Annotated in this window: 11 protein-coding genes; 8 read left to right on the top strand and 3 right to left on the bottom strand. The window is 64.8% G+C overall.

Features of this window, described 5'->3' with window-relative positions; all coding sequences use genetic code 11:
* Positions 1-527 (top strand): isoprenylcysteine carboxylmethyltransferase family protein (locus EN991_RS07835; RefSeq protein WP_164768911.1); only part of this gene is annotated, 527 nt, incomplete at its 5' end.
* Between the two features lie 10 nt (positions 528-537).
* Here the strand turns inward: EN991_RS07835 and EN991_RS07830 are convergent.
* On the bottom strand, positions 538-1,023 hold the full coding sequence (locus EN991_RS07830) for a hypothetical protein (RefSeq protein WP_127368512.1): 486 nt from the start codon (positions 1,021-1,023) through the stop codon (positions 538-540).
* Between the two features lie 220 nt (positions 1,024-1,243).
* Here EN991_RS07830 and EN991_RS07825 point away from each other — a divergent pair, with 220 nt between their 5' ends.
* The gene (locus EN991_RS07825; RefSeq protein WP_063169591.1) at positions 1,244-1,609 is read left to right on the top strand and encodes a RidA family protein; all 366 of its coding nucleotides are present in this window, start codon (positions 1,244-1,246) and stop codon (positions 1,607-1,609) included.
* Between the two features lie 26 nt (positions 1,610-1,635).
* The gene (locus tag EN991_RS07820; protein ID WP_127368511.1) at positions 1,636-2,871 is read left to right on the top strand and encodes an amidohydrolase/deacetylase family metallohydrolase; all 1,236 of its coding nucleotides are present in this window, start codon (positions 1,636-1,638) and stop codon (positions 2,869-2,871) included.
* 204 nt (positions 2,872-3,075) lie between these two features.
* Here EN991_RS07820 and EN991_RS07810 read toward each other — a convergent pair whose 3' ends face one another.
* Together EN991_RS07810 and EN991_RS07805 are read right to left on the bottom strand one after the other, a co-directional pair.
* Positions 3,076-4,863 (bottom strand): NAD(P)/FAD-dependent oxidoreductase, encoded by a 1,788-nt coding sequence (locus EN991_RS07810; protein WP_127368510.1) that lies wholly within the window; start codon positions 4,861-4,863, stop codon positions 3,076-3,078.
* 114 nt (positions 4,864-4,977) lie between these two features.
* Entirely contained in the window at positions 4,978-5,922 is a 945-nt protein-coding gene (locus tag EN991_RS07805; RefSeq protein WP_127368509.1) for a MurR/RpiR family transcriptional regulator, read from the bottom strand.
* A 337-nt stretch (positions 5,923-6,259) separates the two neighbouring features.
* Between EN991_RS07805 and EN991_RS07800 the strand changes: the two genes are divergently transcribed.
* The 5 genes from EN991_RS07800 to EN991_RS07770 form a co-directional block, all read left to right on the top strand.
* Positions 6,260-7,087 carry an ABC transporter ATP-binding protein gene (locus EN991_RS07800; RefSeq protein ID WP_127368508.1) on the top strand — a complete coding sequence of 276 codons (828 nt, stop codon included), beginning with the start codon at positions 6,260-6,262 and terminating at the stop codon, positions 7,085-7,087.
* The gene (locus tag EN991_RS07795; protein ID WP_127368507.1) at positions 7,084-7,944 is read left to right on the top strand and encodes an ABC transporter permease; all 861 of its coding nucleotides are present in this window, start codon (positions 7,084-7,086) and stop codon (positions 7,942-7,944) included. The genes EN991_RS07800 and EN991_RS07795 overlap by 4 nt, the downstream gene beginning before the upstream one ends.
* A 69-nt stretch (positions 7,945-8,013) precedes the next feature.
* The gene (locus EN991_RS07790; protein ID WP_027162853.1) at positions 8,014-9,177 is read left to right on the top strand and encodes an ABC transporter substrate-binding protein; all 1,164 of its coding nucleotides are present in this window, start codon (positions 8,014-8,016) and stop codon (positions 9,175-9,177) included.
* Between the two features lie 359 nt (positions 9,178-9,536).
* The gene (locus tag EN991_RS07775) at positions 9,537-10,628 is read left to right on the top strand and encodes a Gfo/Idh/MocA family oxidoreductase (RefSeq protein WP_063169586.1); all 1,092 of its coding nucleotides are present in this window, start codon (positions 9,537-9,539) and stop codon (positions 10,626-10,628) included.
* 205 nt (positions 10,629-10,833) lie between these two features.
* Positions 10,834-12,063, top strand: a 1,230-nt coding sequence (locus EN991_RS07770) for an amidase family protein (RefSeq protein ID WP_127368506.1), incomplete at its 3' end; no start/stop codon positions are given.

Genomic DNA, 12,063 nt, shown 5'->3' with positions numbered 1-12,063 from the left:
AGCCGGGGCTGAGCGAGGGCTCCGACGGGCACGAAACGATCGAATTCTTCGGCTTTTGCCTGGTGCTCGTCTGTGTCGTCGGGCGGCTGTGGAGCATTCTCTATGTCGGCGGCAAGAAGAACGAGGAACTGGTCTCGACGGGACCGTTCTCGACCACGCAGAACCCGCTCTATTTCTTCTCGACGGTCGGCGCGGTCGGCATTGGATTGCTCTACGGCTCGCTGATGGCGGCCGTGGCGCTGGGCCTTGCCAGCTTTTTCATCTTTCGCGTCACGGCGCGCAAGGAAGCCGAATTTCTGCTCGGCAAGTTCGGCCCGGCCTATCTTGCCTACACCAAGAGCACGCCCCGGTTCTGGCCAAACCCGCTGCTCTACCGCGACGATGACGAACTGCAGTTCTCGACGCGGGCTTTGAAGCGCACGTTTTTCGACGGGCTCTATTTCCTCGCCATCTTCCCGGCCATCGAACTGGTCGAGCATTTCCGGGCGACCGGCATGCTGTTTCCGGCCTTCGTCACGCTCTACTGATCAGCTGGCTCTAGCTGCCGAGCGGATGCGGCATGTAGCCGACGAAGCCTGATATCTTCCAGCTGCCGCCGACCTTGCTGCAGAAATACAGCGTCTGCCATTTCAGCCGGTCGACGCTGCCGTCCGCCTTGGCGACCGAGCCGTCGAACTTCTTGTGCAGCACGGCGCGGTCGCCGTCGACGTCGATGTCTCGCATGTTGGTGACGCGAAACAGCGCCTCGCGCAGCGGCTCGGCGAATTTGGTCGCCGCCGTCTCTTCGGCCTGGCGCAGCCATTCGTCGCGATAGACTTCGAGCCTTGGAAACTGCAGCCGCCAGGCGTCGGCGTTGTGCAGGAAATGCGCATGCATGCCGAAGAAGCTCTCGGCGACGAAATCATCCTCGACCATAGCCCAGTCCTGGCCGATGAAAGCGTCGATGTCGCGCCGCACCAGCATTTCCCAGAGCGCGTGGCGATCGGCATCGCCTGATGGAAACGGGTTCTTGTCGTAGGTCATTGCTGGTATCTCCGCTCTGGCAAATGCGTCTGTGCGGTGCGGCTTCCAAGCCGCCCGTCAGCGCGTACGATGCAAGGGCTCTTGTAATAAAGCAACGCAGATTTCCAAGAATGTTGCTTTCCAACAAGGCCCCTATGAGGATCGGCCGGATCGGCGTAAATGTCGATCGAAGCGGGCGCTGCAATGGCACCCCGTCCTGTCATCAGAGGAGGCTTGTCCCTTGCCGAAACAGTGTTTTGGAACGTCGCATGTGCCGTTGTCGCCCGCCGTGCGGGCAGGCGATCTCGTCTATGTCTCGGGCCAGGTTCCCGTCGGCAGCGACGGCATCGTGGTCAAGGGCGGCATATCGGAACAGACCGAGCAGGTGCTCGCCAACGTCAAGGCCGCGCTGGCGCTGGCCGGCTGCACCATGGACGATGTGGTGAAGACCACCGTGTGGCTGGAAGACGCGCGCGATTTCGGCGCCTTCAACGCGGTCTATGCCAGGCACTTTCCGAAGAACCCGCCGGCCCGCACCACGGTCGAATCGCGGCTGATGATCGATATCAAGATCGAGGTCGAGGCGGTCGCCTATCGGCCTCTGTAAGCAAAGCAACGAGCGGAGGTTACCCCATGCAATTCGACCTCCTGCTGAAGGGCGGACGGCTGATCGATCCGGCCGCTGGCCTCGACTCGCTGCGCGATGTCGCCATCGCCAATGGCCGCGTTGCCGCGGTCGACGCCGATATCCCGGCGGACAGCGCCGCGCAGATCGTCGATGCCGCCGGCTGCATCGTCACGCCGGGCCTGGTCGACCTGCACAGCCACGTCTATTGGGGCGGCACGTCGCTTGGCGTCGATGCCGACCGGCTGGCCGCCAAGAGCGGCACCACCACCTTCATCGATGCCGGCAGTGCGGGCGCCGGCAATTTCCTCGGCTTCCGCCGCCATGTCATGGAGCGCTCGAAGGTTCGCATCCTGGCCTATGTCAACATTTCCTTTGCCGGCATTTTCGGCTTCTCGCAGACGGTGTCGGTCGGCGAGTGCAGCGATCTCAGGCTCTGCGAGCCGCGCGAGGTTGTGGCTGCGGTGCGCGAGCACCGCGATGTCGTGGTCGGCGTAAAGGTTCGCTCGGGCAAGCATGCCGGCGGCACCAGCGGCATCGCGCCGGTGGATCTGGCGCTGGAGGCCGCCGACCAGGCCGGCCTGCCGCTGATGGCGCATATCGACGAACCGCCGCCCGGCCGCTCGGAAGTGCTGCCGCGCCTGCGCAAGGGCGACATTCTCACCCATTGCTTCCGGCCTTTCCCGAATGCGCCGGTGTTCGCTTCCGGCGCGGTGCGGCCCGACATGCGGCTGGCGCGCGAGCGCGGCGTCATCTTCGACATCGGCCACGGCATGGGCTCGTTCGATTTCGCCGTCGCCCGCGCCATGCTCGAAGAAGGGCTGGCGCCCGACGTGATCTCGAGCGACGTGCATCTCTACTGCGTCGACGGTCCCGCCTTCGACATCCTCGTCTGCATGTCGAAGCTCCTGGCGCTCGGCATGCCGCTGGTCGAGGTCCTGCGCGCCGCCACGCAAGCGCCGGCGCAGGCGATCGCGCGGCCTGACCTGGGCACACTGGCCATCGGCACGGTCGGCGACGTCGCCGTGCTCCGTCAGCGCCCGGGCCGCTTCACCTTCGTCGACGCGGTCGGCGCGTCATTGGTCGCCGACCAGAGGCTGGTGTGCGAAGGCATCGTTATCGGCGGCACCTGGTGGCCGAACGAAGCGGTCAACGATGTCAGCGAGACTGAGCGGTTTGTGGCGCATGCCGCGCATACCCATGTCGAGGTTGCGGCGAGGCACTTTGGGCATCGGCACGACTAGCTGATCTCGCCAGCTTGTGCCTGTCTTGGGGCGGCTGCGCGTTTGGCGAACGGCTTCCCCCACTCCGTCGCCGCTTCGCAGCGCCACCTCTCCCCCCTCTGGAGGGAGAGGAAGGGAGCCAAGGCCGATGAACTCGCGCCGTTCCTCTCCCCCGTCGATCGGGGGAGAGGTGGCGAGCGAAGCTCGACAGAGTGGGGGTCGACTTTACCCGGCGTTGCTCACCGCCCCGTAAACCGGCGTCTCAATGCCTTCCATCCGCGCCTTGACCTGCAGCGCGACATATTTGGAATAGAAGCGCGACAGCGCCAGATTGCCGCCGTGGAACCAGAGCGCTTCCTGCGCCGTCGGCTTCCACATATTGCGCAGCTCGCCTTGCCAGGGGCCGGGGTCGCCCTTGACGCCCGAGCCAAGACCCCAGCACGGGCCGACCTTGTCGGCGACTTCGCGCGAGACGATCGCGGCGACATTCTCGTTCATCGACTGATAGCCGGTGCAGGCGATGATGGCGTCGGCGGCGAGTTCACTGCCGTCCTCGAACAGGATGCCGCTCGGGGTCAGCGACTTGATGGCGACGCCGCTGCGGATGCCGATCTTGCCGTCGATGATCAGGTCGGAGGCGCCGACATCGATGTAGTAGCCGGAGCCGGTGCGGTAGGCCTTCATCAACAGGCCGGTCTCGTCGTCGCCGAAATCGATGGCGAAGCCGGCGGCGCGCAGGCGGTCGTAGAAGGCCGCGTCGCGCGCCTTGATCACCTCGTAAAGCGCCCGCTGGCCCTTGGGCACCAGCGCGAACGGCGTCGAGGCGACGATCATGTCGGCCTTCTCGGTGGTGATGCCGCGCGCCAGTGCGTCTTCCGAGAAGATCTCGAAGCCCACTTCCATCAGCGTGTCCGACTTGACCACTGTCGTCGGCGAACGCTGGATCATGGTGACCTCGGCGCCGCTCTCCCAGAGGTCGACGCAGACATCGTGGCCGGAGCTTGCAGCGCCAATGACGGCGACCTTCCTGCCGCGGAATTTGTCGCCGCTGGCATACTGGCTGGAGTGCAGCAACTCGCCCTTGAACCGGCCGGCACCCGGCAGATCGATCCGCCGTGGCGGGCCGTAGGCGCCGGTGGCGAAGACGATGTGCTTGGGCTTCAGCGTGATCTGCCGGCCGACGCGGTCGACGACCACGGTCCAGACTTTTTCGGCCTCGTCATAGCTGGCGCTGAGGCATTTGGTGGCGACCCAGTAGTTGAGCTCCATGACGCGCGTATACATTTCCAGCCAGTCCCCCATCTTGTCCTTGGGCGTGAACACCGGCCAGTTTTCGGGGAAGGGAATGTAGGGCAGATGGTCGTACCAGACCGGATCGTGCAGCACGAGCGTGCGGTAGCGGTTGCGCCAGGAGTCACCCGGCCTGGCATTCTTCTCGATGACGATGGCCGGCACGCCGAGCTGGCGCAGTCGCGCCCCCAGCATGATGCCGCCCTGGCCGCCGCCGATGACCAGGCAATAGGGCTGTTCATCAGTGCCGAGTTCGCGCGTCTCGCGCGCCCGCGCCTCCGACCAGGTCTCGCGCTGGGGATCGGCCTTGTGGCGCACGCCGAGCGGCCGCGCCGCGCCCTTGCGCTCCTCGAAGCCCTTGAGGTCGGCCATCGCCGTGAACAATGTCCGGCAGCGGCCGTCGCGCAGCCGCATGATGCCCTCCCCCCTGGCCACCACGGTTTCGAAGCTGAACCACGCCTCGATGGTGCCGTCGTCCGAGGTCGCCTCGCCGGTCAGCCGCCACGCGCTCGGCTTGGCCGTCGCCAGCGTCGTCGCCAGCATGTCGGCGATCGCCGCGCGGCCTTCCATGGTCGTGATGTTCCAGGTGAAGGTCAGGAGATCGCGCCAGTAGCAATCGTCGACGAAGAGGTTGCTCGCCGCCGCCACGTCGCCGGCTGCGAGTGCCTGCGCCAGGGATTCGAGCCATGCGGCTGCCTGTTTCGTGGGTGCTATTTCGAGCATCTCTTTCCCTCTTCCTGCGTGCGTCTAATCTGTGTTGGAATGGCAACTGTCGAACCCGGCGCTGCCCCTCATCCGCCTGCCGGCACCTTCTCCCCGTGAACGGGGAGAAGGGAGCTAGTCTCCGAGCGGCTCCATCTCCTTGCCGGTGCGGTGGATCTGGGCGTTGTATTTGATGCGGCGCACCGTCTCGCGGGCCGAGCCGTCGAGCTTGTAGGCGGAGGCCACCGCCAGCAGGTCGATCGCCGCCAGGAAGGCGAAGCGGGATGCCGTCGGCTTCAGCGTGTCGGGATATTCCGGCACCGCCACCGTCAACCTGACGTCGCAGGTGCGGGCGAGCTCGGTGTCGGGCGCGGTCACGGCGATCGCATTGGCGCGGTAATGCTTGGCGAGCTCGACGGCCTCGATCACCTCGCGGGTGCGTCCCGTCGCCGAAATGGCGATCACCAGATCGCCGGGCTTGAGCGTCGAGGCGGTCATGCGCATCAGATAGGGATCGCACTGGGCGCTGACCGTGATGCCGTAGCGGAACAGCCGGTATTGGGTTTCCTGCGCCAGCGCCGAGGAGCTGCCGCCGAGGCCGAAGACCGTGACCTGGCGCGCCTTGGCGATCAGCTCGGCGGCTTTCTGCAGCTGCGCAGGGTCGAGCTGCCGCTCGGCCTCCTGCAGCGCCCGGCGCGCCTCGCCGAACACGACGTTCCAGAACGGCATGCCATTGTCATTGCTGACGGAAGGCGACTTGGCCAGGTAGAGCGCGCCGACGACGAGGCTCTGCGCCAGCTTCAGCTTGAAATCGCGCACGCCCTCGCAGCCGATGGCGCGGCAGAACCGGGTCACCGTCGGTTCGCTGACCCCGGCGCGCTGGGCAAGGGCGGCGTTGGAGGCGTCGACGGCATATTTGACGTCGTCGAGAACGACATCGGCGACACGCCGTTCGGCTGGGCGCAATTCGCTGTAGGAATCCTTGACCAGCGAGATGATGTCGGGGATGCGCCGGACAGGATCGCGTCCCTCGGTATCGGGGCCTGGAACAGGCTCGTCCTGGCTGCCAGCGTCGGTCATGGGGTCCTGGTCTTTCCCTGGGTTGCGAGGCTGTCGTCTTAGCATGTTTGCACGCCCTGGCTCCACGTGCCCGACCGGATCGCAACCGCAGCGTGTCGTTGGGGAAAGCTCACCTTCCTCCGTTCCTCTCCGGTCCGTGTCAGTTCCGAAGTATGTAGGAAAGCAACATGCATTTCAAGGCCGTAAAACCGACATTAAAACAACATGATAGGTATACTAATCGATTTTCGTGATACGGCTGCTATCGTCGGCGCTTGACAGGAAAGTAGGATAGTTACAGACTGATTTTCGCTGGGGATGAGCCAATGGATCATCGCGCAATCTTCCCGGGGGGCAGATGAACACGGGCGATGCAAAAAAGCCGAAGCTTGGCGTGCAGGCAGCGACCAAGATCTATCACACGGCCTCCGGCGACCTGCTGGCGCTGGACCGCTGCAGCGTCGATGTCAGCGTCAATGAAATCGTCTCGATCGTCGGCCCTTCCGGCTGCGGCAAGACCACGCTTTTGTGGTCGATGTCGGGCCTGCACAGCCTGACCAGCGGCGAGATCCGGCTCGACGGCAAGGCCATCACCGGTCCGCATCCCGATATCGGCATCGTCTTCCAGGAGGCGAACCTCCTGCCGTGGCGCAACCTCGACGCCAACATCCGCTTCCCCTTCGAGATCAAGGGCGAGAAGCCGGACCGGGCGTGGATCGCGCATCTGCTCAACCGGGTCGGACTCGATGGCTTCGGCGGCAAGTTTCCGCGCGAGCTGTCGGGCGGCATGCAGCAGCGCGCGGCGATCGTGCGGGCGCTGGCGCTAAAGCCCTCGGTGCTTTTGATGGACGAGCCGTTCGGCGCGCTCGACAGTTTCACCCGCGAGGAGATGAACCGGCTGGTCGAGGAGATCTGGCTCGACACCAAGACAACCATCGTCTTCATCACCCACTCGATTGAGGAAGCGATTTTTCTCTCGGACCGGGTGGTGGTGCTGAGCGCCCGGCCGGGACGGGTCGCCAAGGAATACCGCGTGCCGTTCCCACGGCCGCGTTCGCTGGAGATCATGGCGACGAAGGAGGTCTTCGACCTCACCAACCGGATCAAGATGGACATTGTCGGCGAACGCACGCGGCCAAAAGCGCCGGAGCGCCCGAGCGCCGAAATCGTGAGGATCAGGCCGTGAGCGGGGGCGATGCCATTCCGGAATTCTCAAAGTCCAAGTCGGGCGCCAAGGCGGGCGATGGCCATGAGGTCAGCCTGACCAACCTGTCCGCCTTCGCCAGCGGCCCCGGCATCAAGTCGGGCAAGGAGGTGGCGGCCATTCTTGCCGTGGCGGTGATCATCATCGGCGGCATCGAACTGGCGCGGCGGCTGTTCCACGTGCCGCTCTATATCATGCCACCGCCGAGCTCGATCGCCTATGCGCTGTTCGACGAGTTTCCGCTGATCGCGCCGCATCTCGGCTACACGCTGGTCGAGCTGGTGTCCGGCTTCACCATCGGCGCCATCATCGGCCTGGTGCTGGCCGCCGTCATCACCCAATTCCCGTTCGCGGAAAAAATCGTCGCGCCTTACATCCTGCTTCTGGTCACCACGCCGATGCTGGCGCTGGTGCCGCTTCTGATCCTGCGCTTCGGCTTCGGCTACACGCCGCGCATCATCGCGGTGGCACTGGCCGCCGGGCCGATGGTGATGATCAATGCGGCGACAGGCTTTCGCCGCGTCGACAGCGCCAAGATCGCGCTGGCGCGTTCCTATGGCGCCAGCACCCTGCAGATCTTCTGGAAGATCCGTGCGCCGATGGCGTTGCCGATGATCCTGGTCGGGCTGATGATCGGCGCCATCTTCGGCCTGCTGACCGCGGTCGGCGCGGAAATGGTCGGCGGCGGTTTCGGCCTCGGCAACCGGCTGACCACCTATTCGTCGATGATCCAGATGCCGCAGTTCTTCGCGGTGGTGCTGATCCTGTCGACGCTCGGCATCCTGATCTACGTGCTGTTCTTCCTGATCGGCAAGAAATGGGCGAGCTGGGAGGCTTGAACACAGGGATATGACGGCGCCCGGGAGGCGGGCGGCAAGAGACTGACATCAACAAAAAAGGGGAATGCCATGACCAAAGAGAACTCGATCAACCCGGCGGGGATCAGCCGCCGCTACTTCCTGCAGGTCACCGGCGCCGGGCTGGTGACGGCGACGGCGCTTGGCGCCACCGGCCCGAAGGCCAGGGCCGAACCCTACGGAAAATTCACCTGGATCTCGCCGCGCGGCACGCTCGAAGTGCTCGACGACTATCCCTACTGGGCGGCCAAGAAGGCCGGCTATTTCGACGGGCTGGACACCGACATGCAGCCGGGACCATCGGACGGCACCGCGACGGTGAAGTTCGTCGATGTCGGCCAGGCCGATATGGGCTTCCCGTCGCCCGGCGTGTTCTCCTTCGCCATCCAGAACGGCATGAAGCTGAAGTCGGTGTTCCATATGGGCGCGCGCGACACGTTCAGCATCGCCTTCCGCAAGGGCGAGGGATCGAACGACCTGAAGAAGCTGGAAGGCAAGACCATCCTGCTCGGCTCCGCCGCCTGGCAGTCGATCACCGACCCGCTGCTGGCCGCGCAGGGCGTCGACATCAAGAAGGTGAAATATGTCGAGGCCGGCTGGCCGACCTGGGGAACGGCGCTGGCCGGCGGCCAGGGCGACGCCGCCCTGTCGTGGGAAGGGCTGCGCGCCGAATGGATCGCCAAGGGGCTCGACTTCGAATACTGGCTCGGCGTGCAGAATTCGAAGCTGCCGGCCAACACCTTCGTCGTGCGTGCCGCCGATCTCGAGGATCCCGACCGCAAGGCGTTTTTGGAAAAGTACCTGCGCGGCTGGGCGATGGGCCTCGAATTCGGCTACCAGAATCCACGCGCGGCGGTCGAAGCGGTGTTCGAGCAGTTCCCGACGCTGGCCAAGAATCTCGGGCCGGAGCTCGGCACCACCTCGATCCTGCAGCAGATCAACGTTTTCCGCGGCGACATGGACAAGCGCGGCGGCTGGGGCTCGCACGACATGGCGAGCTGGCAGGGCTTCTTCGACGAAATCCACAAGATCGGCCAGATCACCGCTCCGGTGAAGGCCGAGGATGTCTGCACCAACGATCTGATCGGCCCGGCCAATGATTTCGACAAGGCCAAGGTCAAGGCCGATGCCGACGGCGTCAAGCTGTCGGAAGGTTTTGCCGCGCTCGATGTCGAGAAGATCAAGGCGCATCTGTTCGATTCGGCGGTGAAGTAGGGCTGCGCAACGGGTCATGTCGGCCGCCCTCCATTACCCTGCCTTGGCTCCTTTCCTCTCCCTCCGGAGGGGGGAGAGGTGGCGCCGCGAAGCGGCGACGGAGTGGGGAAAGGCGTTCGTCAAACGCGCAGTCGCCACAAGACAGGCACAATCTGACGAGCAAGAGACCTCAAGCGCGCGGCGAGGGTCTCGACCCCCACTCCGTCGAGCTTCGCTCGACACCTCTCCCCCGATCGACGGGGGAGAGGAAAGGGCCGGGCAATGAGCGGCGGCGCTGACCTGAGGTGATTGTCTCGGATAGACATACGAGCGGCAACCGATCGCCGCGCACAATTCAATCAAAACCTGGGAGATATTCGGTGTCCGACAAGGTAAAAGTGCTGGTGGTGGGTCTCGGCAATATGGGTGCGTCGCATGCCAGCGCCTATCACCGGCTCGACGGTTTCGAGATCGTCGGCATCATGAGCCGGTCGATCAAGAGCAACACGAAGATTCCGGAAGAGTTAGCCGGCTACCCACTCTACGAGGATTTCGACCAGGCGCTGAAGGAAACAAAAGCGGACGCCGTCTCGATCAACAGCTGGCCGAACACCCACGCCGAATACGCGCTGAAGGCAATCGCCGCCAACTGCCATGTGTTCATGGAAAAGCCGCTCGCCACCAACAACGAGGATGCCGAGAAGGTGGTCGCGGCGGCGCGGGCCAAGAACCGCAAGCTGGTGCTCGGCTATATTCTGCGCGTGCATCCGTCGTGGATCAAGTTCATCGAGGTCGGCAAGACGCTCGGCAAGCCGCTGGTGATGCGGCTCAACCTCAACCAGCAGAGCAGCGGCAGCGCCTGGCACTGGCACAAGAACCTGATCGATTCGCTGATCCCGATCGTCGATTGCGGCGTCCACTATGTCGACGTCATGTGCCAGCTGACCGGCGCCAAGCCGGTGCGCGTGCACGGCATCGGCGCCAAGCTCTGGGCGGAAGCCGACAAGCAGAATTACGGCCATCTGCACGTCACCTTCGATGACGGTTCGGTCGGCTGGTACGAGGCGGGCTGGGGCCCGATGATGAGCGAGACGGCCTATTTCGTGAAGGACGTCGTCGGCCCCAAGGGCGCGGTGTCGATCGTCGCCGGCCAGCAGGCAAGCAGTGTTGCCGAGCTGGCAGAGGTTTCGAATTCCGCCGACATCGACCGCCACACCAAGACCGATGCGCTGAAGATCCATTATGCCGCTGTCGACGGCGACAAGAATTTCTCCAAACCCGACGAGATCGTCAGCATGGAGGACGAACCCGGCCACCAGGAACTGTGCGATCGCGAGCAGGCCTTCTTCCTGCGCGCCATCCGCGAGGATCTCGACCTCACCGAGCAGATGGATGCGGCGGTCAACAGTCTGCGCATCGTGCTGGCCGCCGAGCAGAGCATCGCACTGGGGCGCACCATCGACCTGGCCTGAAGTCGCGCCAGCCCCCTCATCCGGCCGCTTCGCGGCCACCTTCTCCCCGTTGGGGAGAAGAGGGTGGCGCTGGCGCTGCAAGTCTCCTCTCCCCTCGGGGAGAGGTCAGCCGAGCGAAGCGGAGGCTGGGTGAGGGGGCCGATGCCCCAATACAGTTCTCCGCAGGAGCAGCATCAACACAAGCTATCCGCCGAAGGAGAGAGATATGGCCGCCGTCACCGACAGTCTGCTGAAAACCTATGCCGAGTCCGACGCGCTGGACCTTGCGGCGCTGGTGAAGCGCGGCGACGTTACCCCGGCGGAGCTGGTGGAAGCGGCGATCACGCTGGTCGATCGGCTCAACCCGACGCTCAATGCGGTCATCCATCGCCTCTACGACATGGCGCGCGCCCAGGCGCAGACGGTCGACACATCAGCGCCCTTCGCCGGCGTGCCATTCCTGCTCAAGGAGCTGGCCTCGTCCTGGACCGGGGCGCCGAACACCAACTCCTCATTCTACCTGAAAGATGTCGTCGCCGATTTCGACACCGAAGTGGTTCGCCGCATGAAGGCGGCCGGGCTGGTGCTGGTCGGCAAGTCGAACGCGCCGGAGAACGGTTGGTCGATCACCACCGAGCCAAAGCTCTACGGCGCGACGAAGAACCCGTGGAAGGAAGGCATCACGCCCGGCGGCTCCAGCGGCGGAGCGGCCGCGGCGATTGCTTCGCGCATGGTGCCGATCGCCGAAGCCAGCGATGGCGCCGGCTCGATCCGCATCCCGGCCTCCTGCTGCGGCATCGTCGGCCTGAAGCCGTCGCGCGGCCGCGTCAGCCTCGCGCCGTTCGGCGACTATTGGTATGGCGGCGCCTATTTTCTTTGCTGCTCGCGCACGGTGCGTGACACGGCGGCCTATCTCGACGCGGTCGCCGGCGCGCTGCCGGGCGACCCCTACACGCCGCCGGTTCCTGATGGCAGCTGGCTCAGCCTGTCGGCGCGGGCGCCAACGAAGCTGCGCATCGGCTTTTCCGTCACGCCGCCCAACGGCACCGCGATCGATCCGGAGGTGAAGGCGGCGGTGCTGGAGACCGTGGGGACGCTCGAGCGGCTCGGCCACCATGTCGAGGAGCATGACATGCCGCTCGACGCCGATGCTGTGTGGAAGACCTACACCAACATGACCTGCGTGCAGACGGCGGCGACCTTCGACTACCTTGAAACGGTGATGGGGCGGCCGGTGACACCGGGCGATGTCGAGGCGGTGACCTTTGCGATCATCGAGCGTGGCCGTGCGACCAGCGGCACCAGGCACATCTCCGACGTCGAGCAGCTCAGGCAGGTCGGCCGCGACATCGTCGGCGACCTTGGCGCCTACGATGTCTTCATCACCCCGACGCTGACGCAGCTGCCGCGCCCGCTCGGCTATTACGACATGTCGGAAACCGATATCGACCGCTAC

Source organism: Mesorhizobium sp. M7A.F.Ca.US.005.03.2.1 (assembly GCF_003997795.1).
Classification (GTDB): Bacteria; Pseudomonadota; Alphaproteobacteria; order Rhizobiales; family Rhizobiaceae; genus Mesorhizobium; species Mesorhizobium ciceri.
Note: the sequence above shows the minus strand (reverse complement) of the source record. Positions and strands in the feature narration are given on the sequence as shown.

What these genes read in the sequence shown, in the direction of transcription:
- EN991_RS07800 (WP_127368508.1), top strand. Translation starts at nt 6,260, where the DNA reads ATGAACACGGGCGATGCAAAAAAGCCGAAGCTTGGCGTGCAGGCAGCG.
- EN991_RS07790 (WP_027162853.1), top strand. Translation starts at nt 8,014, where the DNA reads ATGACCAAAGAGAACTCGATCAACCCGGCGGGGATCAGCCGCCGCTAC.
- EN991_RS07805 (WP_127368509.1), bottom strand. Translation starts at nt 5,922, where the DNA reads ATGACCGACGCTGGCAGCCAGGACGAGCCTGTTCCAGGCCCCGATACC.
- EN991_RS07830 (WP_127368512.1), bottom strand. Translation starts at nt 1,023, where the DNA reads ATGACCTACGACAAGAACCCGTTTCCATCAGGCGATGCCGATCGCCAC.
- EN991_RS07810 (WP_127368510.1), bottom strand. Translation starts at nt 4,863, where the DNA reads ATGCTCGAAATAGCACCCACGAAACAGGCAGCCGCATGGCTCGAATCC.
- EN991_RS07820 (WP_127368511.1), top strand. Translation starts at nt 1,636, where the DNA reads ATGCAATTCGACCTCCTGCTGAAGGGCGGACGGCTGATCGATCCGGCC.